At 71.7% G+C, this 20,059-nt stretch carries 27 protein-coding genes and 1 tRNA gene; 19 read left to right on the top strand and 9 right to left on the bottom strand.

Features of this window, described 5'->3' with window-relative positions:
- The first annotated feature begins 2 nt into the window (after positions 1–2).
- The 13 genes from GKC29_RS05660 (at position 3) to GKC29_RS05600 (ending at position 7,278) form a co-directional block, all read left to right on the top strand.
- Positions 3–152, top strand: coding sequence for a hypothetical protein (locus tag GKC29_RS05660; protein WP_155329810.1), 150 nt, complete (start codon positions 3–5; stop codon positions 150–152).
- Positions 153–239: 87 nt separating this feature from the next.
- Positions 240–1,103 carry an FtsK/SpoIIIE domain-containing protein gene (locus tag GKC29_RS05655; RefSeq protein ID WP_155329809.1) on the top strand — a complete coding sequence of 288 codons (864 nt, stop codon included), beginning with the start codon at positions 240–242 and terminating at the stop codon, positions 1,101–1,103.
- Complete coding sequence (locus GKC29_RS05650; protein WP_155329808.1) at positions 1,100–1,300, top strand: hypothetical protein; 201 nt, start codon at positions 1,100–1,102, stop codon at positions 1,298–1,300. Before GKC29_RS05655 ends, GKC29_RS05650 begins: the two co-directional genes overlap by 4 nt.
- On the top strand, positions 1,297–1,506 hold the full coding sequence (locus GKC29_RS05645) for a hypothetical protein (RefSeq protein ID WP_155329807.1): 210 nt from the start codon (positions 1,297–1,299) through the stop codon (positions 1,504–1,506). The genes GKC29_RS05650 and GKC29_RS05645 overlap by 4 nt, the downstream gene beginning before the upstream one ends.
- An 87-nt stretch (positions 1,507–1,593) precedes the next feature.
- Positions 1,594–2,034 carry a hypothetical protein gene (locus GKC29_RS05640; protein ID WP_155329806.1) on the top strand — a complete coding sequence of 147 codons (441 nt, stop codon included), beginning with the start codon at positions 1,594–1,596 and terminating at the stop codon, positions 2,032–2,034.
- Positions 2,031–2,330 (top strand): hypothetical protein, encoded by a 300-nt coding sequence (locus tag GKC29_RS05635; protein ID WP_155329805.1) that lies wholly within the window; start codon positions 2,031–2,033, stop codon positions 2,328–2,330. The genes GKC29_RS05640 and GKC29_RS05635 overlap by 4 nt, the downstream gene beginning before the upstream one ends.
- Positions 2,327–2,677 (top strand): RRQRL motif-containing zinc-binding protein, encoded by a 351-nt coding sequence (locus GKC29_RS05630; protein WP_155329804.1) that lies wholly within the window; start codon positions 2,327–2,329, stop codon positions 2,675–2,677. Before GKC29_RS05635 ends, GKC29_RS05630 begins: the two co-directional genes overlap by 4 nt.
- A 70-nt stretch (positions 2,678–2,747) precedes the next feature.
- Positions 2,748–3,041, top strand: coding sequence for a hypothetical protein (locus GKC29_RS05625; protein WP_155329803.1), 294 nt, complete (start codon positions 2,748–2,750; stop codon positions 3,039–3,041).
- On the top strand, positions 3,031–3,750 hold the full coding sequence (locus GKC29_RS05620; RefSeq protein WP_155329802.1) for a hypothetical protein: 720 nt from the start codon (positions 3,031–3,033) through the stop codon (positions 3,748–3,750). Before GKC29_RS05625 ends, GKC29_RS05620 begins: the two co-directional genes overlap by 11 nt.
- Complete coding sequence (locus GKC29_RS05615; protein ID WP_155329801.1) at positions 3,747–4,013, top strand: hypothetical protein; 267 nt, start codon at positions 3,747–3,749, stop codon at positions 4,011–4,013. The genes GKC29_RS05620 and GKC29_RS05615 overlap by 4 nt, the downstream gene beginning before the upstream one ends.
- Positions 4,013–5,797 (top strand): replication initiator, encoded by a 1,785-nt coding sequence (locus GKC29_RS05610; RefSeq protein WP_155329800.1) that lies wholly within the window; start codon positions 4,013–4,015, stop codon positions 5,795–5,797. Before GKC29_RS05615 ends, GKC29_RS05610 begins: the two co-directional genes overlap by 1 nt.
- A gap of 28 nt (positions 5,798–5,825) precedes the next feature.
- Positions 5,826–6,026: a helix-turn-helix domain-containing protein gene (locus GKC29_RS05605; protein WP_155329799.1), complete on the top strand. Its 201-nt coding sequence runs from the start codon at positions 5,826–5,828 to the stop codon at positions 6,024–6,026.
- A 13-nt stretch (positions 6,027–6,039) separates the two neighbouring features.
- A complete protein-coding gene (locus tag GKC29_RS05600; protein ID WP_155329798.1) occupies positions 6,040–7,278 on the top strand; it encodes a site-specific integrase in 1,239 nt (412 codons plus the stop codon).
- Between the two features lie 75 nt (positions 7,279–7,353).
- Here GKC29_RS05600 and GKC29_RS05595 read toward each other — a convergent pair.
- Positions 7,354–7,440, bottom strand: a tRNA-Ser gene (locus tag GKC29_RS05595).
- A 75-nt stretch (positions 7,441–7,515) separates the two neighbouring features.
- On the opposite strand from GKC29_RS05595, the gene deoD reads away from it, so the two are divergent.
- The 3 genes from deoD to GKC29_RS05580 all read left to right on the top strand — a co-directional run bounded on the left by deoD (position 7,516) and on the right by GKC29_RS05580 (position 9,433).
- Positions 7,516–8,223: a purine-nucleoside phosphorylase gene (gene deoD, locus GKC29_RS05590; protein WP_155329797.1), complete on the top strand. Its 708-nt coding sequence runs from the start codon at positions 7,516–7,518 to the stop codon at positions 8,221–8,223.
- Positions 8,224–8,342: 119 nt separating this feature from the next.
- Positions 8,343–8,981, top strand: a complete 639-nt coding sequence (locus GKC29_RS05585; protein WP_155329796.1) for a TetR/AcrR family transcriptional regulator — start codon at positions 8,343–8,345, stop codon at positions 8,979–8,981.
- A complete protein-coding gene (locus GKC29_RS05580; protein WP_155329795.1) occupies positions 8,978–9,433 on the top strand; it encodes a thioesterase family protein in 456 nt (151 codons plus the stop codon). Before GKC29_RS05585 ends, GKC29_RS05580 begins: the two co-directional genes overlap by 4 nt.
- A 53-nt stretch (positions 9,434–9,486) precedes the next feature.
- On the opposite strand, the gene GKC29_RS05575 is transcribed toward GKC29_RS05580, so the two are convergent.
- The 4 genes from GKC29_RS05575 to GKC29_RS05565 all read right to left on the bottom strand — a co-directional run bounded on the left by GKC29_RS05575 (position 9,487) and on the right by GKC29_RS05565 (position 11,381).
- Positions 9,487–9,921 carry a nucleoside deaminase gene (locus GKC29_RS05575; RefSeq protein WP_155334005.1) on the bottom strand — a complete coding sequence of 145 codons (435 nt, stop codon included), beginning with the start codon at positions 9,919–9,921 and terminating at the stop codon, positions 9,487–9,489.
- A gap of 199 nt (positions 9,922–10,120) precedes the next feature.
- On the bottom strand, positions 10,121–10,645 hold the full coding sequence (locus GKC29_RS05570; protein WP_155329794.1) for a tRNA adenosine deaminase-associated protein: 525 nt from the start codon (positions 10,643–10,645) through the stop codon (positions 10,121–10,123).
- 123 nt (positions 10,646–10,768) lie between these two features.
- Positions 10,769–10,936, bottom strand: coding sequence for a hypothetical protein (locus GKC29_RS29490; RefSeq protein WP_196255818.1), 168 nt, complete (start codon positions 10,934–10,936; stop codon positions 10,769–10,771).
- 79 nt (positions 10,937–11,015) lie between these two features.
- A complete protein-coding gene (locus GKC29_RS05565; protein WP_155329793.1) occupies positions 11,016–11,381 on the bottom strand; it encodes a hypothetical protein in 366 nt (121 codons plus the stop codon).
- Between the two features lie 62 nt (positions 11,382–11,443).
- On the opposite strand from GKC29_RS05565, the gene GKC29_RS05560 reads away from it, so the two are divergent.
- A complete protein-coding gene (locus tag GKC29_RS05560) occupies positions 11,444–12,181 on the top strand; it encodes a M23 family metallopeptidase (protein WP_155329792.1) in 738 nt (245 codons plus the stop codon).
- A 66-nt stretch (positions 12,182–12,247) separates the two neighbouring features.
- Complete coding sequence (locus GKC29_RS05555) at positions 12,248–13,330, top strand: PHP domain-containing protein (protein WP_155329791.1); 1,083 nt, start codon at positions 12,248–12,250, stop codon at positions 13,328–13,330.
- On the opposite strand, the gene GKC29_RS05550 is transcribed toward GKC29_RS05555, so the two are convergent.
- On the bottom strand, positions 13,324–14,313 hold the full coding sequence (locus tag GKC29_RS05550; RefSeq protein WP_196255817.1) for a DMT family transporter: 990 nt from the start codon (positions 14,311–14,313) through the stop codon (positions 13,324–13,326). The genes GKC29_RS05555 and GKC29_RS05550 overlap by 7 nt on opposite strands.
- A gap of 167 nt (positions 14,314–14,480) precedes the next feature.
- Here GKC29_RS05550 and GKC29_RS05545 point away from each other — a divergent pair, with 167 nt between their 5' ends.
- Positions 14,481–16,151: a DUF885 domain-containing protein gene (locus tag GKC29_RS05545; protein ID WP_155329789.1), complete on the top strand. Its 1,671-nt coding sequence runs from the start codon at positions 14,481–14,483 to the stop codon at positions 16,149–16,151.
- A gap of 60 nt (positions 16,152–16,211) precedes the next feature.
- On the opposite strand, the gene GKC29_RS05540 is transcribed toward GKC29_RS05545, so the two are convergent.
- From GKC29_RS05540 to GKC29_RS05530, 3 genes are all read right to left on the bottom strand, one after another.
- Positions 16,212–17,756 (bottom strand): DUF6114 domain-containing protein, encoded by a 1,545-nt coding sequence (locus GKC29_RS05540; protein WP_196255816.1) that lies wholly within the window; start codon positions 17,754–17,756, stop codon positions 16,212–16,214.
- Between the two features lie 80 nt (positions 17,757–17,836).
- A complete protein-coding gene (locus GKC29_RS05535; RefSeq protein WP_155329788.1) occupies positions 17,837–18,448 on the bottom strand; it encodes a DUF6230 family protein in 612 nt (203 codons plus the stop codon).
- A gap of 389 nt (positions 18,449–18,837) precedes the next feature.
- Entirely contained in the window at positions 18,838–20,028 is a 1,191-nt protein-coding gene (locus GKC29_RS05530) for a DUF3068 domain-containing protein (protein WP_155329787.1), read from the bottom strand.
- Between the last annotated feature and the right edge of the window lie 31 nt (positions 20,029–20,059).

Here is a 20,059-nt window from a genome sequence, read left to right as displayed (position 1 = left end):
CCATGACACAGATCGAGTACGACGAGGCCACCGACGGCTTCTACTTCCGCTGCTACGACTGCGGCCGCGAGGGCCGCTCGTGGGACTACCGCCGTGACGCCGAGCTCGATGCCGACCGGCACGACGAGCAGCACGACGACGGCCTGATCTGACCCCTACCCAACCGGTGCGCGAGGAGCCCTGCGGGCTCGTTCGTGTGGCTCCTCGCGCCCACTTCTCGCCCGAAGGAGGGCAACACCATGACCACCACGGCACCCGCCCCAAGCAGCGGAGTTCCGGTGGGGCCTGGCCTGTCGATGTTCGACCCCATCTTCGTCGGCATCGACGAGTTCGGTCAGCCCGTCTACATCACCCTCGCCTACCGCAACCTCCTCGCCGGCGGCGAACCCGGCGGCGGCAAGTCCGGCCTGCTCAACTGCATCGCCGCCCACGCCGCCCTCTCCGTGGACTCCCGGCTCGTGCTGCTCGACGGCAAGCTCGTCGAGCTGGGCCAGTGGGAAGACTGCGCCGACGCGTTCATCGGCCCCGACATCACCGAAGCCCTGACCGTCCTGCGGCGGCTTCAGGTCGTGATGAACAACCGTTACGCCTGGCTGCGCGCTCACGGGCGCCGCAAGGTGACCGCCGCCGACGGGCTGTCGGTCATCACCGTCCTGGTCGACGAAATCGCCTTCTACTCCGCCACCGTCGGCACCAAGCAGGAACAAGAAGAGTTCGTCGCGCTCCTGCGAGACCTGGTCGCCCGTGGTCGCGCTGCCGGTATCCCGGTCGTCGCCGCAACTCAGCGGCCGTCGTTCGACATCATCCCCACCTCGCTGCGGGACCTGTTCGGCTACCGGGCTGCGTTCCGCTGCACCACCCCCAACAGCTCGAACATCGTGCTCGGTCACGGCTGGGCCGAGCAGGGCTACTCCGCCACCGACATCCAGCCCACCAACCAGGGCGCCGCGTACCTCATCGCAGAAGGCGGCGTACCCCGCCGCATCAAGGTCGCCTACCTCACCGACGTCCAGATCGCCGGCATCGCCGACTACGCCGCCTGGATCCGCCGACCCACCACCACCCCCACCACCAACCCCGGCGAATGGGAGGCCGTGGCATGACCACACCACTGCACGACTGCGCCGACTTCATGGAGGTTGTCGACGCCGAAATCGACAAGGTCACCGGCCACCTGTGGCAGTACCTGCGCTGCACCGTCTGCTGCAAGCGAGACAGCCACATCGACCAGGGCTTCTCCGGCCCCATCCCCGCCGACGCCGTCTTCTACACCGACCCCGGCTCGGAGGTGGCCCCGTGACCACCCGCGAACGCGCCTACGCCAAGGCCAACAACCAGAAGGCCGCGCAGTACGTCGAGCTGTGGATCGTCGCTGTGCCGTCCGAGATCGCGGCCATGGTCCAGGTCGCCTCGGCCAGCGGCCGGCTCGTCTACGCCTCCGCGCCGACCCCGATGGGCGGCGACGACACCCGACACCGCCGCTACCTGCGGCTGCGCACCCGATAGCCGGTCGACAGGACCAGTCAACGCCTGCCAGCAACCGCTGGTCCTGCCGACCTCCCACCAAGCCCTTACCGAAAGGACGTGGCTGCCATGAAGGCTACCCAGAATCCACCCACCACCGAGCAGGTCACTCCGGCTGACCTGCTGCGGATGGCTGCCCTCTACCTGCGCCGGCACGGCTGGCACCAGGGCACCTACTACGACACCAGCACCGACACTCCAACCCCGCCGGCCTGCGCCGCCGGGGCCATCGGCATCGCCTGCGCCGGCCACAAGGTCGAGCACTTCTCCCAGCTCGACGGCGGCACCCTCGCCGACTACCTCGCCACCCTCGCCGCGTTCGTCGACTACCTCGACGCCTTCCACCCGCTGTTCTGCGTCGACGAGGACGGCTTCGTCATCGACGAGCACACCTCCCCCTACTCCTGGAACGACGACCCGCTGTGCACCGCAGAACTCGTCATCGCCGCCCTAGAGGACGCCGCGAAGGAGTGGGACCGCCTCCACACCGAGGGAGGCGAGAACCGATGAACACCGTCAAGCACACCTTGACGCCGATTCCGCGATCCCGCCGTCGTCGGGACGTCGTCGAGAACGACGAATTCGCGGCGTTCGCTCGCCGCATCATCCGCGCCCACGGCCGCCGCGTCGCCACCGGCGACGTCGAAGCCCTCCGCGACCTCACCGCCCTCTCCGCCCAACTCGACGAGGCCATTACTGAGGCCGTGATCGGGCTACGGGCCTTCGGCTACTCCTGGGCCGAAATCGGTGCCCGCCTCGGCATCTCCCGCCAAGCCGCGCAGCAGCGCTGGGGAGGCCAGCCATGACCACCACCGCCTACCACCTCACCGGGGCCGCCGAAGAGTTCCCCACCTACCCGTACCGGATGGCACCGCAAGGTCTTGCGACCCGCCGGCAACTGCGCGCCGCCGGCCTCCGACCCGGGGGACATCACGCGGTCGCCCAGATCCTCTGGCGTCGCGGCAAGCGCGTCGCCTACCTCTACCGCCTCGACCTCGCCGCACCCAAACGGGTTGCGACCCCCGCACAGCGGGAGGCCATCGCAAAGGCCCTGCGGGCCCGGCGTACTTGCCGGCACTGCGGCTTGGTGCAGCCCTACTACATCCCCCGCCGTACCGGCGGCTGCCTCGACTGCATCCCCGGAGGTAACTGATGGGTGTCCTGATCACCTTCGCCCTCGTCCTGCTCATGGGCATCGCCATGGCCTACATGGGCGGTGTCCGATGACCGTTGCCATCACCAACCTCGCCGCTGCGGAGCGGATGAGCCCGGACGACTACGTCGTCACCGCCCTCGCCGCCGACTTCGCCAGCCGTGGTCCGCTGTCGTTCGAGCGGTTCCTCGCCGGCTACTACGCCGAATCCCTGCGGATCGTTCACGAAGCCCATCTCGCCGACTGCACCGTCGGCGACGGGCGAGACTGCGCCACCTGCGCGGGCATCCGCGTCGGCCTCGCCGGTCTCATCGCTGAAGAGAAGGTCGTCACCTCCGGGGAGGTGACCGGCCATGGCCGCTGACCGCACCACCGGCAGCCGCCTGGAGGGCCTGGTCCTGGTCCTCATCCTCCTCACCGTGGCCGGCTTCGCCGGGGCCGCGTCCTTCACCCACGTCAAAGACTGGACCCTCGCCAACTCCCCGGCCGGCACCGGGGCATGGTTCGGCTGGGCCAACGCCGTCATCTCCGAACTCGTCCCCGTCGCCTGCCTCCTCACGATTCGCCGACGTCGCCGTAGCGGCGCTCCTATCGGCTACCCGTTGTTCCTGCTCATCGCCGCCGCCGGCCTCTCCCTCGCCGCACAGTTGGCGGTCGCCAAGCCCGGCATCTCCGGATGGCTTCTCTCGGCCGTTCCCGCTCTCGCCTTCATGGCGCTGGTCAAGCTCGTGCTCGCCCCGGTCAAGGGCGAGACTCCGCCGCCGGCTGAACCGATCCGTGTCCAGGTGGCCGAGCAGGTCACCGAGCCGGCACCGCCGGCCGCCATCACCGCACCCGAACCGACCCCTACCCCGGCCACCGAGCCGGCCGTCGAGCGGGAGCCTGTCACTGTGCCGGCCTCGGAGCCGGTCGAGGTGCCAGCTCACCTGCTGCCGATGGCCCGCTTCGCGGCCGTGCAGCACGAACAGTCCACCGGAGCACCCATCACCGCCGCCGAGCTGGCTGACCGGCTCGACGTCGCTCCCGCTGTCGCCGGACGCATCCTGTCGACCATCCGGGGTGGTGCCCGGTGACCATCGTTCTCGTTGACATCGAGCAGACCATCCACGTCTGCCCCGCTCACGACGGGCCGCACCCGTTCGACATCCGCCGGGACGTCATCGACGTCATCCCCGGCGGCCCCTGCCGCGCACCGGTCACCATCCGCTGCGGCACCACCACTAACCAGATTCCGTGTCATCGACATGAGCCGGCCAAGCGCCAGTGCGGCGCCTGCCGGGTCATCGTTACTGAACGCACCATCACCACCCGCCACCTCGACGAGGTGCGCGGCTGATGGCGTCGACGCTGGACCTCACACCCCGGACCGCCCTGGCCCGGGGTGTGGGCTCGAACGCCGACGTCCCACCCGTCTACGGCTACACCGCCGCAGGCTCCGCCTTCGAACGCGCCACCCGGCCGGACTACTTCGGCTGGCTGGAACACGTCCGCGCCGCCGCAGGCTGCACCCGCCCCATCCGCCTCGCCGGGCAGATCCTCACCGTCGAGCAGGGCACCGGCCGGGTAATCGACGCTCGGCATACCGACGTCATGCCTGACGGCGCGATCTACACCGCCTGCGGCAACCGCCGCGCCACGGTCTGCCCCTCGTGCGCGCAGACCTACCAGCGCGACGCCTTCCAACTCCTGCGCGCCGGGCTGGTCGGCGGCAAGGGCGTCCCCGAATCGGTCGCGTCGCATCCGGCGGTGTTCCCGACGTTCACCGCGCCATCGTTCGGTCCGGTACACGCGCGGGTGGTCAAGCGGCACACCTGCGGCAACCGCCGCCGCTGCGACTGCCGCGCCGAACCGTGCCACGCCCGCCGCGACGTCGGTGTCTGCGAGCACGGCCGGCCCGCCGTCTGCTGGGCCCGGCATGAAGCCGGTGACGCGGTGCTGGGTCGGCCGTTGTGCCTGGACTGCTACGACCACGACCACCAAGTGGTCTGGAACCTGTTCTCCGGGGAGCTGTGGCACCGCACCAAACAAGCCGCGGAACGCTACCTCGCCAAGCTCGCCCGCCGACGCGGTATCCCCCGCGTCGAGGTCATCACCCAATCGGGCAACGTCCGCAAGGTCCCGCCCGTGCGGCTATCCCCCGGCAAGGTCGCCGAACTTCAGGCACGGGGAGCGGTGCACTTCCATGCCATCGCCCGTCTCGACGGTGTCGACGGCCAGGACCCCGACGCGATCGTTCCCCCGCCGGCCGGGTTCAGCGTTGACGACCTCGTCGACGCGTTCCGGCACGCCGCCGCCCAGGTCGCGTTCCACACCCCGTCGCACCCGGACCGGCCTGAGGGCTGGCTCATCGCCTGGGGCGAGCAGCTCGACATCCGACCCATCACCACTGGCCTCGACGGGGACGTCACCGACGGGATGGTCGCCGGTTACCTTGCCAAGTACGCCACCAAGAGCACCGAGGCCACCGGGCACACCAGCAGCCGCCTGACCGCCGACACCATCGGCGACTACGCCGACCCCGACGGCGAGCACACCGCCCGCCTCATCGACGCCTGCTGGCGCATCGGCCGACCCACCACCACACCCGTACCCCTGTCGGAGCGGCCCCGTGACCCGCGCCCCCGACCGGGCTTCGTCGACCGCTGGGAGTGTCCCGACTGCGGCACCCACACCCGCTACGCCGCCTGCCCCACCTGCACCGCCGACCGTCAAGCCGCCCTTGACGCCGAACCGGCCAGCAGACCTCAGCCCGGCCCGTATGCCCGGCTACGTAGGTGGGCACACATGCTCGGCTACGGCGGCCACTTTCTCACCAAGGGCCGCCGCTACTCGGTGACGTTCCAACTCCTGCGGGACATCCGCGTCGCCTACCGACGGCACGAGCACCACCACCAGACCGACGAGCACAACAGCGGGCTTCGCGCTGTCGACCAGCTCGACGACACCACCACCCTCGTCGTCGGCGCCCTCACCTTCGCCGGCGTCGGCTGGCATACGACCGGAGACGCCCTGCTCGCCAACACCGCCGCCGCCATGGCGCGCGAGCGACGAACCACCGGCCGCGAAGAGCTCGCCCACGAATTCGGCACCACCAGCACAGCCTTGCCCACCGCCGCCTAACCAAACGCCACCGACCGAAAGGAACGCGATGAACCCCGGAGAACTGCTCACCATCGAAGAAGCCGCTCGGCGGCTTGGCATCGGCCGCACGACCATGTACGCCCTCGTCAAGGCCGGCCAAGTGCGCACCGTCACCATCGGTCGCCTCCGCCGCGTACCCACGTTCTGCCTCGACGAATACGTGCGAAACCTGCTCGCCGAACCGACGTCCCTCGACGACGCCGCTTGAAGGGAGCCAGCCAATGGGACGCAAGCCGAACGGCGCATCCAGCATTTACCTCGGCGCCGATGGTTCCTGGCACGGTCGGGTCACCGTCGGCGTGAAGGACGACGGATCGCCGGACCGCCGGCACGTCCGGGGGAAGACGGAGGCGGCGGTCATCAAGAAGGTCCGGCTCCTGGAACGGGAGCGGGAGAGCGGCACGGTGCGCAAGGCGGGCCAGCGCTGGACGGTGCAGACTTGGCTAACCCACTGGGTGGAAAACATCGCCGCCCCGGCCGTGCGAGAGAACACCATCGCCGGCTACCGGGTCGCCGTCTACCGACATCTAATTCCGGGCCTCGGGGCCCACCGGCTTGAGCGTTTGGAGCCTGAGCACCTCGAACGCTTCTACCGGCGGATGCAACAGAATGGCAGCGCTCCTGCGACGGCTCACCAAGCCCACCGCACCATCCGTACAGCGCTCAACGAGGCGGTACGTCGGGGGCACCTGGCGAAGAACCCTGCCGCCCTTGCCAAGGCACCACGCCTGCCCGAGAGCGAAATTGAGCCGTACACCGTCGACGAAGTGCAGCGGCTCCTGGCCGTCACCCAGGGCCGCCGCAACAGCGCGCGGTGGGCGATCGCCCTCGCTCTCGGCCTGCGCCAGGGCGAAGCGCTCGGCCTGCGCTGGTCAGATGTGAACCTCGACGCCGGAACACTGACGGTCCGGCGTGGCCGGCAACGGCCCAGGTGGGAGCACGGCTGCAGCTCGTCATGTGGGCGAAAGTACGGCGGGCACTGCCCCGATCGCCGCCAGGTGCGCGCCGCCACCGCCGACACGAAATCGCGCGCCGGGCGACGGAGCATCGGGCTCCCTGACGAGCTGGTGGCGCTACTCAGGAAGCACCGCGACGAGCAGGATCAGGAGCGGGCCACTGCCGCCCAACTCTGGGAGGGTGGCGATTGGCTTTTTGCCACGCCGACCGGTGGACCGGTCAACCCCCGGACGGACTACGACGAGTGGAAGCGGCTGCTCAAGCTCGCCGGGCTACGGGACGGCCGACTGCATGACGCCCGGCACACGGCCGCCACGGTGCTGTTGATCCTCGGCGTGGCCGAGCGGGCCGTAATGGGCATCATGGGCTGGTCGAACTCCGCCATGGCGGCCCGATACCAGCACTTGACTGCACAGGTTCATCGTGACATCGCCAGGCGCGTCGGAGGTCTGCTGTGGGAACGCCCGCCAGATGGCACAGACGAGCCGAAAAGTGCCGACTGAGACCGAAACTGAGACCAGAAGCGGAACGCCCGGCGGATCCTCGCGGACCTGCCGGGCGTTCTCGCATCTCACGAGCGGTGGCGGCGGGATTTGAACCCGCGGAGGGCTTGCACCCTCACACGCTTTCGAGGCGTGCTCCTTAGGCCACTCGGACACACCACCGCCGAGTAGGGTACAGGACCGCGGGATCGGACGCCGAACCGGTATGCCGCTGAGCGGCCTGGCAGGATCCTTGCCATGAGTACGCACATCGGCGCTAAGCCGGGAGAGATCGCCGAGCGGGTCCTGATGCCGGGCGACCCGCTGCGGGCCAAGTGGATCGCGGAGACCTACCTCGAGGGTGCCCAGTGCTACTCGACGGTCCGCGGGATGCTCGGCTTCACCGGCCGCTGGAACGGCGTCGACGTCTCCGTGCAGGGTTCCGGCATGGGCATGCCGTCCGCCTCGATCTACGCGCACGAGTTGGTCAACGAGTACGGCGTGAAGTCGCTCATCCGGGTCGGCTCGTGCGGCGCCCTCACCGAGGACCTCCAGCTGCGTGACGTGGTGGCCGCGATCGGGTCGTCCACCGACTCGAACATGAACCGGATGCGCTTCGACGGGCTGATCGACTACGCGCCGGTCGCCGACTTCGGGCTGCTGCGTACCTCGGTGGAGGTCGCCGAGCGGCGCGGCATCACCATGCGGGTCGGGCCGATCCTGGCGGCGGACGCCTTCTACACCGACCGGCCGGACCTCTACGACACCCTCGCCGACTACGGCGTCCTGGCGGTGGAGATGGAGTCGGCGGCGCTCTACACGATCGCGGCCCGGTTCCGGGCCCGCGCGCTGACGATCCTGACGGTGAGCGACCACATCCGCACCGGCGAGAAGACCACGTCGCAGGAGCGGGAGCAGACGTTCAGCCAGATGGTGGAGATCGCCCTCGACACGATCATCGCCTGAGCAGACCCGTCCCGCCGCCCCGCCGCCCGTCCGGGTGGCGGGGCGGCGTGCGTCGAGGGTGAGCGCGATCACCGACACAAACAATACGACCGTTCGTGCTTTTTGAGTATGCTGCTCTCATGACCGTCGACGGACGCCTCGTGCGGGGTGAACGGACGCGCACGGCCGCGCTGGACGCCGCCGTGGTGCTGGCCACCGAGGCCGGCCTGCACGGGCTCAGCCTGGCGCAGCTCGCCGACGCGCTGGGCGTGAGCAAGTCCGGGCTCTTCGCGCACTGGCGATCCAAGGAGGCGCTCCAGCTCGCCGCGATCGACCGGGCGGTGGAGCAGTGGCGGGAGCGGATCGTCGAGCCGGCACTGCGCGCCCCGCGCGGGGTACGCCGGCTCCGGGCGCTGCACGAGGCCAGGATCGACTTCTATGCGGCGCGGGTGCTCCCCGGCGGCTGCTTCTTCGCCAACACCCAGTTCGAGTACAACGCCCGCCCCGGCCCGGTGCGGGACCGCCTGGCCGAGGCGTACGCCCGGTGGACGGCCTTCCTCGAACAACTCGTCCAGCAGGCGGTCGACGCCGGCGAACTCCCCGCCGACCTGGACGTCGCCCAACTGGCGTACGAGATCGACGCGCTCGGGATGAGCGCCGCGATGCAGTCCCGGCTGCTCGAGCCGGACACCGCCTACCGGCACGCCCGCCACGGCGTGCTGGACCGCCTCCGGGCGCTGTGCCCGGACCCGACCCTGCTACCGGAAGGCCTGACATGAGCCACGCCCTCGCCGACCCGCCCGCCGTCGACTTCGGTCACGTCGAGCACGTCACCGTGCACTTCGACGACCTCGACGCCCTCGGGATCCTGCACAACGCCCGGTACGCGGTACTGCTGGAGCGGGCGCTGACCCCGTACTGGGCCGACCGGGGCGTCGCCTTCCAGGGCGGGAACAGCGCACCGGACGTGTTCCACGCGGTACGCGAGTTCGCGATCACGTTCCGGGCGCCGATCACCGGCACCGGCCCGGTCGCGGTGCACTTCTGGCTCGACCGCTTCGGCACCAGCAGCGCCGAGTACGCGTTCCAGTTCCGGTCGGTCGACGGCACCACGGTGTACGCCGACGGCCGGCGGGCGATCGTCCGGCTGGACCCGGCCACCATGCGGCCGGCGCCCTGGACCGACGCCGCGCGTGCGGTGGCGGCGACCCTGCTCCGCCCGGAGCGTTAGGAAGGGACCCTTTTACTACCGCAGGCGTTAATAGGGGGCCCTTCCTTACTCCCTCAGCGGAAGAAGGCGCGCAGGACGGCGGCGGTCTCGGTCTCGAGGACGCCGCCGTAGACCTCCGGGCGGTGGTTGAGCCGGCGGTCCCGCAGCACGTCCCAGAGCGAGCCGGCCGCGCCGGTCTTCGGTTCCCAGGCTCCGAAGACGACGGTCGAGACCCGGGCCAGCACCAGCGCGCCGGCGCACATCGTGCACGGCTCCAGCGTGACCACCAGGGTGCAGCCGTCGAGCCGCCAGCGCCCCAGCCGCTCGGCCGCCCGGCGCAGCGCCAGCACCTCGGCGTGCGCCGTCGGGTCACCGGTCAGCTCCCGCTCGTTGCGGCCGGTCGCCAACTCCACGCCGTCCGGGCCGTACAGCACGGCCCCGACCGGAACGTCGTCGGCGGTGGCCGCCGTGTCCGCCCCGGTCACCGCGATCTCCAACGCCCGGCGCATCCACAGCTCGTACCGCTGCCGGCGGCCCGCGCCGTCCGGGTCGGCCAGCCCCTCGTCCGCCCCCGGGCCGACCCGCCCGGCCCGGCCGGGCGTGGGCTGCCCCGGTCGCACCGTCTCCAGGGCGGGGTCGGTGGCGTCGGCCGGCTCGCCGCCGTGCGGGAGCGGTGCGCCTCCGGCCGCCGGACCGGACCCGCCCGGCTCAGACCTCACGCAACTCCTCGACCTCGTCGGCGCAGCCCAGCACCGTGCAGATCTCGGCGGTGACGTCGGCCGGCAGCATGCCCTCGTGGGTGCAGAGCGCCAGCAGCTTCGCCGCCGGGATGCCCAGGTCGGCGAGGAGGTCCGCGTCGCCAACCGGGTCCGCCTCGGGGTCGACGGCCGGCTGCTCGCTCTCCTCGTCACCGCCGGCCGGGCGGGACTCCTCGGTCTCGTCCAGGCCGGTGACCGACGCCTTCAGGTCACCGACCAGCAGCGCGCCCAGGCGGGACTCCTCCGCGTACGCCGAGTCGGAGCCGAAGACCCGCAGGTCCTCACCCTCGTCGAGGCGGAGGATCACCAGGTACGCGTCCTCGGCCTCGACGAAGAGCAGCGACAGGTCGGCGTCCCCGTCGACGTCGCGCAACCGTTCGGCGACCTCGTCGATGTCGGTGACCCCGCGCAGGTTCACCTCGGCGGCGGTCCAGCCGCTCTCGTCGCGCACCACCGCCGCAGCGAAATACGACACGGTCCCCCCAAACTGCCTCGGCGCCCCTACAGCCGACCCGTTACGCGTGCACGTTAGCCGGTCGGGTCGGCAGGCGACCGGTCAACGCCCCGAAGGGCCGGCCAATCCTGGGGAAAGTCGGGGTCACCCGACGAGGCGGCGGCGGGTGGCGATGAGCTGCTTCAGCCGTTCGCTGCGGAGACGCTGCGGCCGCTCCCGCTGGCGTACCGCCCGGGCACCCGCCAACTCGGCGAGGAGTTGCAGGCGGCGGCGGCTGCGTTCGGGGTCGAGCCGCGGAGTGGTCCAGGCCATACCGCCGAGGGTGCGGCAGCCTACACGGTCACGTCAAGACGGGCTTCGCTGCGCAGCCGCGCCACGACGGACCGCGACCTCACCAGAGTGGCCAGTCGCCGCTCGTCGCCCACCGGACCACCACGATCGCCGCCGCGATGCTCCACCCGCCACCGGTGACGATGGCGATCCCGGTGCCCACGCCCCGGTCGCCGTGGCGCACCAGCAGGAGGGCGACCAGCCAGGCGAGGCCGCCGGCCACGAGCGTCCACCACGCGTACGTCCGCACGCTCGTGCCGAGCAGCCCGAACAGCAGCAGCCACGCCGCCGCGCCGGCGCCACCGGCGGCGACACCGCCCCCGGAGACCGGGTGCGGCTCCCGGTAGGTCGGCCGTGCCGGCGGCCCGGACGGGAAGAGCCCCGACGGGCTACGTGGGCGGAACCCGCCGTACGGATCGCTCGTCACGGTCACTCCTCCCGCCACGCACGCCTCTCGTCCTCACCGTACTGGTCTGTCAGGATGGCGCGATGCCCCCGCCGTCGACCGGGCACCGCCCGGTGTACCCGGTCCTGCTGCTGCTCGTGTCGGTGCTGGCCGCCGGTTGCGCGACGACCCGGCCCGGGGCGGACGTCGGCACGCCCACCGCGCCGGCCACGGCGGACCAGCCGGCGGCGTCGGCACCCGGTTCCGCGCCGGGCGCCGCGACCTACGGGGGCCCGTCGGCGGCGCCGACCCGCGCCGGGCTCACGCACGTCTTCCCGGTACGCGCCCGCAAGGTCGCCTACCACCCGACCCACTCGGCGTACCCCGGCACGGACATCTTCGCCGACTGCGGGGAGCCGGTCGTGGCGGTCACCGACGGGACGGTCCTGGAGGTCAGCCGGGTGGACCGGTTCGACCGGCGCGGCCCGCTCGGCCCGTGGAACGGCGGGCTGTCGGTCTCGGTGCTCGGCGACGACGGCGTCCGCTACTACGGCTCGCACCTGACGGAGGTCGCCGCCGGGATCGATCCCCGGGTCCGGGTGCGGGCCGGTCAGCAACTCGGCACGGTGGGCCGCACCGGCAACGCGAACAACGTCTGCCACCTGCACTTCGGCATCTCGCCGCCGTGCGCCGGGCAGGACGGCTGGTGGATCCGGCGCGGTGTGGTCTGGCCGGCGCCCTACCTGGACGCGTGGCGGCGCGGCATCGACCGCAGCCCGGCGACCGAGGTGACCGCCTGGCACCGCCGGCACGGCTGCCCGAAGGCGCCACGGACCGGCTGACGGGCGGGTCCCCGCGCCGCCGGTTCGTCCCCCCGAATGGCCGCGTGGGCGCGTAGGTTGCAGGACATGGCCGCCCGGGATCCCATCGCCGACCTGCGCCGGATCGCGTTCCTGCTGGAACGCGCCAACGAGGCCACCTACCGGGTACGCGCGTTCCGGTCCGCCGCGAACGCCCTGGCCGCCCTGCCGGCGAAGGAGGTGACGGAGCGGGCGCGCAGCGGCAAGCTCACCGAGCTGTCCGGGGTCGGCGACGTCACCGCCCGCTGCGTCGTCGAGTCGCTGGCCGGTGAGGAGCCGGTCTACCTGCGCCGGCTGGTCGCGACCGAGGGGACCGACCTGGACGCGGAGGCGACCGCCCTGCGTACCGCCCTGCGCGGTGACTGCCACACCCACTCCGACTGGTCCGACGGCGGCTCACCGATCGAGGAGATGGCGCTCGCCGCGGCCGAGCTGGGGCACGAGTACCTGGTGTTGACCGACCACTCGCCCCGGCTGAAGGTGGCGCGCGGCCTCACCGCCGACCGGCTGCGCCGCCAGCTCGACCACGTGGCGAAGCTCAACGAGGCCCTGCCCGAGGGGTTCCGGATCCTCACCGGCATCGAGGTGGACATCCTCGCCGACGGTTCGCTGGACCAGGACGAGGACCTGCTGGCCCGGCTCGACGTGGTGGTCGGTTCGGTGCACAGCGGCCTCAACGACGAGCGCGGCAAGATGACGCGCAGGATGCTGGCCGCCATCGCGAACCCGCATCTGGACATCCTCGGTCACTGCACGGGTCGGATGGTGTCGTCCCGGCCGGCCGGCGTGACCGGCCCGGGTGACCGGGCGCACCGCCCGCGTACCCGGGGCGAGAGCGACTTCGACGCGGACGCGGTCTTCGCGGCCTGCGCCGAACGCGGCGTCGCCGTGGAGATCAATTCGCGGCCGGAGCGGCAGGACCCTCCGAAGCGACTGATCCGGCGGGCGTTGGAGGCCGGCTGCCTCTTCGCGATCAACACCGATGCGCACGCCCCCGGGCAGCTCGACTGGCAGCGCTTCGGCTGCGAACGCGCCGCCCGCTGCGGCGTCCCCGCCGACCGGGTCGTCGACACCTGGCCGGCGGATCAGCTCGTGGTGTGGGCCGCGAAGCGCCAGGAGCCGCGTCAGTAGGGTGCCCGGCCGGGCAGCACGGGCTCGGCGGCGGGCACCGCCGGCGTGCCCACCGGTGTCGGCGTCGGTCGGCGGCCGATCAGGCCCTGGGTGACGGCGACGCCGAGGAGCACCACCAGCGCGCCGACCGGCTGGTGCCAGGTCAGGCGCTCGTCGAGCACGAGCGCTCCGATCAGCACCGCGAAGACCGGGATCAGGTAGGTGACCGTGGAGGCGGTGCTCGCCCCGGCCACCCGGATGTTGCGCAGGTTGATGACGAAGGCCAGCCCGGTGCCGAGCGCGCCGAGCGCGAGGACGCTGGCGACGACCTCGCCGGACAGGGCGGTGGGCACCGGCGGGGCGCCGGCCACCAGCGGCGCGACGATCGCGAGCTGCGCCACCGCCATCAGCAGCTGCGCGGCGGAGAGCGACAGCCCCGAGTGGGCGCTGCCCGCCACGAACTTCTTCTGGTACGGGATCCCCACGCCGTAGCAGGCCGCCGCGCCGAAGCACATCAGCTGGCCGGCGAAGTGGGAGCCGCCGACGCCCTCCCACACCCCGAGCACCACGAGCACCCCGGCGAAGCCCAGCCCGAGCCCGACGGCACGGCGGGCCGTCAGCCGTTCGGTGCGGAAGACCAGCACCGCCATCGGCAGCACGATCAGCGGGGTGGTGGCGTTCCAGATGCCCGCCAGCATGGACTCGACGCGCTGCTCGCCGTAGCCGAAGAGGGTGAACGGGACCGCCACGCCGAGCGCCCCGATCACGAAGAGGTGGGCCCAGATCCGCGGCTCGCGGGGCAGCCGGTCGCGCAGCACGGCGAGCACGACGAGCAGCGTCACCGCGCCGGCGGCGACCCGGTAGAGGGTGAGGTGCAGTGGGTGCAGCTCCCGGATGCCGACCTTGATGAACAGGAAGCTGGAACCCCAGATCGCGGCCAGGGCGATGAACCCGGGCAGCCAGCTCCGCAGCGCCGCCCGGTCAGGAGTGAGGTCCGCCGTCACCCCTGACACTCTGCCGCAGGGGTACGACGAAGTCCCGCGCTTTTCGGACGCCGTGTCGACCGCCACAGCACCGGCGGTCCGGACCGGCGCCGCCGCGGTCGGGCCGCTGCCCGGCGCATCGCAAACAGGGTCGACAACCAGGCCGTGGGGTCACGTAGGGTCGCAGCGTGGGACGAATCGATGACATCGCCAACCGCTACGTGGCGGACTGGGCCGCGCTGAGCCCGACCGGCGCCACCTACGTCGGCATCGCCGGCTTCGACGACCAGCTCGACGACCTGTCGCCCGCCGGTTACGCGGCCCGCGCCGACCTGACCCGGCGCACCCTCGCCGACCTCGACGTCACCGAGCCCGAGTCGGAGGCGGAGCGGACCGCCCGGGAGGCCATGCAGGAGCGGCTCGGCCTGGACCTCGCCCGCTACGAGGCGGGGGAGGTCGGCAACGGGGTCAGCGTCATCACCAGCGGCCTGCACGACCTGCGCTCGGTCTTCGACCTGATGCCGACCGACGGCGAGGACGCGCGGGCGAACATCGCCGCCCGGCTCAACCGCTTCGCCGGCGCGCTGGAGGACTACAAGACCACGCTGCGCGAGGAGGCCGCTGCCGGGCACGTCAGTGCCCGGGCGCAGCTGCTGGAGGTCGCGAAGCAGTGCGACATCTGGGTCGACCCGGACGGCGACAACTTCTTCCACGGGCTCGTCGAGCGGTTGGGCGAGGACGGCACGCTCGGCGCCGAGCTGCGGCGCGGCGCGGCCGCCGCCACCGGGGCCACCGCCGAGTTCGGCCAGTTCCTCCGCACCGAGCTGGCGCCCCTCGGCCGGGAGCGGCAGGCCGCCGGCCGTGAGCGCTACGAGCTGGCCTCGCAGTACTTCCTCGGCGCGAGGGTCGACCTCGACGAGACGTACGCCTGGGGGTTCGAGGAGCTCGCGCGGCTCGAGGCCGAGATGCGGACGGTGGCCGCGCGGATCGTCGGGCCCGGCGCGACCGTCGACGACGCGGTCGCGGCGCTCGACGCCGACCCGGCCCGCACGATCCAGGGCAAGGAGGCGTTCCGCGACTGGATGCAGGCGCTCGCCGACAAGGCCGTCAGCGAGCTGCACGGCACCCACTTCGACATCCCGGAGCAGGTACGCCGGATCGAGTGCTGCCTGGCTCCGACGAGCGACGGTTCCATCTACTACACGGGCCCCAGCGAGGACTTCTCCCGACCGGGCCGGATGTGGTGGGCGGTGCCGCAGGGCATCACCGACTTCTCCACCTGGCGCGAGGTCACCACCGTCTACCACGAGGGCGTGCCGGGCCACCACCTGCAGATCGCGCAGACGGCGGTCCGCGCCGAGAAGCTCAACCGCTGGCAGCGGCTGCTGTGCTGGGTCTCCGGTCACGGCGAGGGCTGGGCGCTCTACGCCGAGCGGCTGATGGACGATCTGGGCTACCTGGAGGACGCGGGCGACAAGCTCGGCATGCTCGACGGCCAGGCGTTCCGCGCCGCGCGGGTGATCGTCGACATCGGCATGCACCTGGAGCTGGAGATCCCCGCCGACAACCCGTTCGGCTTCCACCCGGGGGAGCGGTGGACGCCGGAGCTGGGCTGGGAGTTCATGCGGGCCCACTGCCGGGTGCCGGACGAGAACCTGCGCTTCGAGCTGAACCGGTACCTGGGCTGGCCCGGGCAGGCACCGTCGTACAAGGTCGGCGAGCGGATCTGGCTCCAGGCCCGGGACGACGCGAAGGCCCGCAAGGGCGCCGACTTCGACCTGAAGGAGTTCCACCGCCAGGCGCTCGACCTGGGTGCCCTCGGGCTGGACCCGCTCCGCCGGGCTCTCGCCCGCCTCTGACGGGAAGAAGGTGCGGGGCCGGTGGTGCCGGCCCCGCACCGGGGTGGTGGTGGAGCGGGGTCAGTTCAGGGTCAGCCGTAGCCGCGGCTTCGCGGTCAGCGTGTCGCTGGTGACGAACGCCAGGTCCATCGCCGGCTCGGTGAAGGTGATCGGGATCGGTGAGGTGATCGGCAGGCCGTCGGGGAACGGCAGGTCCGGCGTCAACGTGATCTTGATGCCGAGCAGCCGCCCCACGAAGCGGGTCGCGTAGAAGTCGACGTTCCCCTGGACGGTCAGCTGGCCGGTGGCGAAGCCCATGGTGCGCCCGGCCGGGCCGGGTACGCGGAGCAGGAAGTCGTCGGTGACCGCCCGCGCCATGCTGAACTTCAGCGCCTTGAGGGTGCCCTGGGCGGTGGGCAGGTCGACGATCCCGTCGAACCGCAGCCCGGTCATGGTGACCTTCGAGCCGGTCAGCTTGGACGGCACGGCGTTCACCAGCGGTTGTCCCGGGTCGACGGCGACGCGCGGCAGCGGCTCGCCCGCCTCGACGTCGCCGCTCGGCCGGGGGGTGGGCGTGGCCGTGGGGCAGCCGGACACGGCGGGCCGGGGGCGGGGCGTGCCGGTCGCGGTGGGCCGGCCGGTCGTGGTCGCGGTCGGAGTCGCGGAGGCCGACGGCTGCTCCTCCTCGTCGTCGCCACCACCGAACAGGTCGCCGATGCCCTCCAGGATGTCGGTGATGAGGTTGCCGTCGTCCTCGTCGGCGTCCGGGCTCGGGCTCGGGCTCGCCGACGCCGAGCCGCTCGGGCGGGGTGTCGCCGACCGGCTCGGCGCGGCCGGGCCGGTCGTCGCCGGTCGGGTCGGGCAGGCGGCGGGGGCCGCCACGACCGCCCGTCCCGCGGGGTCGGCCGCCCGCGCCGGGGCCGGCGCGGCGAGCGCCGCCGTGGCGGAGAGCCCGACCAGCCCGAGCAGCACCGCGAGGTACCGCGGATCGCGCGGCCCGGGTACGGGCGGACCGGCCGGAGGGTGGGGCCGCGGCTCGGACACCGACGGCGCCGGCCGGGCGGCGCGGAGCGGGTCGCCGGCCGGTCCGGCCTCGTCGACGAGCGTCGGCGCGTCCGGCTCGGGTCCGGCGGGCACCGCCCGCAGGTGGCGTGCCGTCGCCTCGGCCGGCGCGGTCTCCGCTCCGGTGTGGTCGGTGCCCGGGTCCGGATCGACGTCGGGCGTCGTGGTGGGAGGGCGGTCCGGGGTCCAGGCGAAGGCCAGGGCGCTGCCGACCATGCCGAGCAGGAGCCCGGCGAAGAAGCCGCCGAGGTTCACCCCGATCAGCGAGAAGAGCGCGGTGACCGCGGCCACCACGGCGTAGAAGATGCGCTGCTGCGGGCTGAACCAGATCAGCAGGCCGCAGGTCACCAGGATGGTGGGGATCAGCCAGGAGAGGAATCCGGTGGGTCCCATCTGGAAGGAGAGACCGCCGAGCGACATCTGGGTGGTCCCGAAGATCTCCAGGCCGGCCAGCGCGGTGAGCAGGCCGCCCCAGAACGGGCGTACCCGGCGCCACCGGCGGAAGCCGCGCCAGGTCTCGCGGAGACGACCGGGCCGGACGTGCTGCGGTTCGGCGGTTGTCACGTACGCCTCCTGCCGGGTGAGGTGTCGTGGGCAGGGAACGGGCCCGCGGAGCGTGCCCTCCGCGGGCCCCGGTGATCAGGTCAGAAACATTCCTTGGCGTCCGCGCCGACGTTGACCTTGAGCTTGAGCCCGGTCAGGTTGAACGTGCCGGCGTGGGTGGAGCGGGCCACCTGGCGGAGGTTCTTGATGACCACCGTGTCGGACTGCTGGCCGAACGACTTCTTCTCGCCGGTGGCGCCCTTCGGGCCGCCGGTCAGGGTCGAGGCGTCCTGGCCGATGTTGATGTTCTTGAACTCGGCGTCGCCCTCGAGCAGGTCCATGTCGATCAGCAGTTCGCTCGCGGTGGCCGGCTTGCCGCCCCCACCGGCGTTGATCGTGAGGACGACCGGCGCCCCGGGCACCTTCACCGACTGGCACAGGTCGTAGAGCTTGGCGTCGCGGATGCCGGAGACGGCGACCGGGTGCTTCGTGCCGTTCTCCTCCTCGGCGATCCCGCCGTACTGGACGAAGCCGTTACCGCGCAGCTCCGTCGCGGAGACCTTGAACGTCTGGCCGGAGACGGCGAACGACGCCGCGATCGCGCCGTTGGACATGCCGAACACGATCGCGCCGGCGACTGCCGTCGCGGGCACCATGAGCGCGGCGAAGCGCCGCCACCGGGTACGACCCGGGTTGTCGAACCGATCCTGCACGGGGCCCTCCTCGGGGTGATGTCGCGCGGGGTGGCCGGTCGGCGGGGGTGACGACGCCCGCACCGGGTCGTCACCTGTTACCGGCGGGTAACGAGCGTGCAGTGATGGTGCACCCCTGAGGCCCGCGTCACAAGGCCCGGATTACCTGTCAGTAACAGGGAGCTGACGTACGGGCATGATCTCGTCACAGGACGTTGACAGAACGGCATCGTTTGTAAAGTTCAAGCTGACCAATATCCGGCATTCCTGGGCACAGAGGTAACGCGCGGTAGCCAAACCATCGACGGATTACGATTCCGTAACGACCACCCGGCGTGAACGGGAAAACACTGAGGGGTGGACCCGTTCGGTCCACCCCTCGTCCGTGCCGGGCCCTCAGCCCGGTGGCGTCACCGCTGCTCGACCTCGCCCGGAGCGGGTCGCTGGCCCGGCACCGACCCGTCGTCGGCCTTCCAGTTGGTCGTCGCGGGCGGGATCTCGTCGCTCATCGGACCGCCCTGCGGTTCGGCCGCCGGCTGCGCGTCGTCGCGCACCGGCTCCTGGTCGACCCGGGTGTCGTCGGTGAGCGGAGCGGCGCCGGCCCGGTGCCGGGCACCGTCACCCCCGCCGTTGCCCCGCAGCACCAGCAGGATGCCCGCCACCAGCGCGATCAGGCCGAGGACGCCGGCCACGATCGGCAGCCACAGGCTGATCAGGCCGATCTTGAACCGGTTGTCCTTCGCCGTCTCGACGCTCTTGGTGATCGTCTCGTCGGTGTAGTTGAAGTCCGCGTCCAGCAGCACCGTGGGCGTGCCGACGTCGGGGCGGAGCTCCTTGTGCTGCTGCTCGCGCACCTTGACGTACGAGCCGGTCACCGGGTCCACCCACACCGTGCGGGTGTTGCTGTAGACGACCTGGCCGGTGGTGGCCCCGGGCGAGAACCTGCCGAGCAGGTTCTTGACGCTGTCCTCCGGGGTGTTGAGCACCTCGTTCTCGATGCGCTGCTCGAACCGGTACGCCTCGAGGCCCTTGACGGTCTCGGTGCCGGTGAACTTCGCCGGCAGCGGCTTCTTCAGGTCCCGGTCGAAGATCTGGTAATCCCGCTTCCGGGTGCCGAACGGGAACTTGTAGACCTGGCCGGCGTAGCTCACGTTGCCGACCGGCGTCTGCTCGGCGCCGCTCTCGTTGAGCCACTGCTCCTTCCACGGCGCCGCGGCACCGGACACCCGGAGCAGGGCGAGCTCGGTGCTGTACTGGCTGACCACGTCCTGGTTGTCGGCGCGCCGGACCGTCTGGTAGACGTTCCAGATCACCGCGTCACCCTTGAGCTCCTTGGGCAGCCGGTCCTCGGTGTCCTCGGGCTGCGGGATGACCTCGACCGTGGAGAGCAGCGTGGCCCGCGGGACGTCGATGGTGACCGACTCCCCGACCTTCGTGATCTTCAGGAACTGGGCGTCCTTCGCCTCGGCCACCGACGTGGTCGGGTCGAGGTCGTATGGGAGCTTGGTCACGGCTGGAGCCACGTACAGCGGCAACCCGGCCGCGAAAACCAGCAACAAGACGCCCAGCCCGAAGAGCGCGGCGCCCACACGAAGCTTCACTCATCCTCCCGCAACCTGCCGCCCTACGACT

The organism is Micromonospora sp. WMMC415 (genome assembly GCF_009707425.1).
Taxonomy (GTDB): Bacteria; Actinomycetota; Actinomycetes; order Mycobacteriales; family Micromonosporaceae; genus Micromonospora.
Note: the sequence above shows the minus strand (reverse complement) of the source record. Positions and strands in the feature narration are given on the sequence as shown.

Coding starts and splice junctions, on each gene's coding strand:
- GKC29_RS05660 (WP_155329810.1), top strand. CDS start 3: ATGACACAGATCGAGTACGACGAGGCCACCGACGGCTTCTACTTCCGC.
- GKC29_RS05655 (WP_155329809.1), top strand. CDS start 240: ATGACCACCACGGCACCCGCCCCAAGCAGCGGAGTTCCGGTGGGGCCT.
- GKC29_RS05650 (WP_155329808.1), top strand. CDS start 1,100: ATGACCACACCACTGCACGACTGCGCCGACTTCATGGAGGTTGTCGAC.
- GKC29_RS05640 (WP_155329806.1), top strand. CDS start 1,594: ATGAAGGCTACCCAGAATCCACCCACCACCGAGCAGGTCACTCCGGCT.
- GKC29_RS05635 (WP_155329805.1), top strand. CDS start 2,031: ATGAACACCGTCAAGCACACCTTGACGCCGATTCCGCGATCCCGCCGT.
- GKC29_RS05630 (WP_155329804.1), top strand. CDS start 2,327: ATGACCACCACCGCCTACCACCTCACCGGGGCCGCCGAAGAGTTCCCC.
- GKC29_RS05625 (WP_155329803.1), top strand. CDS start 2,748: ATGACCGTTGCCATCACCAACCTCGCCGCTGCGGAGCGGATGAGCCCG.
- GKC29_RS05620 (WP_155329802.1), top strand. CDS start 3,031: ATGGCCGCTGACCGCACCACCGGCAGCCGCCTGGAGGGCCTGGTCCTG.
- GKC29_RS05610 (WP_155329800.1), top strand. CDS start 4,013: ATGGCGTCGACGCTGGACCTCACACCCCGGACCGCCCTGGCCCGGGGT.
- GKC29_RS05605 (WP_155329799.1), top strand. CDS start 5,826: ATGAACCCCGGAGAACTGCTCACCATCGAAGAAGCCGCTCGGCGGCTT.
- GKC29_RS05600 (WP_155329798.1), top strand. CDS start 6,040: ATGGGACGCAAGCCGAACGGCGCATCCAGCATTTACCTCGGCGCCGAT.
- deoD (WP_155329797.1), top strand. CDS start 7,516: ATGAGTACGCACATCGGCGCTAAGCCGGGAGAGATCGCCGAGCGGGTC.
- GKC29_RS05585 (WP_155329796.1), top strand. CDS start 8,343: ATGACCGTCGACGGACGCCTCGTGCGGGGTGAACGGACGCGCACGGCC.
- GKC29_RS05580 (WP_155329795.1), top strand. CDS start 8,978: ATGAGCCACGCCCTCGCCGACCCGCCCGCCGTCGACTTCGGTCACGTC.
- GKC29_RS05575 (WP_155334005.1), bottom strand. CDS start 9,921: ATGCGCCGGGCGTTGGAGATCGCGGTGACCGGGGCGGACACGGCGGCC.
- GKC29_RS29490 (WP_196255818.1), bottom strand. CDS start 10,936: ATGGCCTGGACCACTCCGCGGCTCGACCCCGAACGCAGCCGCCGCCGC.
- GKC29_RS05560 (WP_155329792.1), top strand. CDS start 11,444: ATGCCCCCGCCGTCGACCGGGCACCGCCCGGTGTACCCGGTCCTGCTG.
- GKC29_RS05555 (WP_155329791.1), top strand. CDS start 12,248: ATGGCCGCCCGGGATCCCATCGCCGACCTGCGCCGGATCGCGTTCCTG.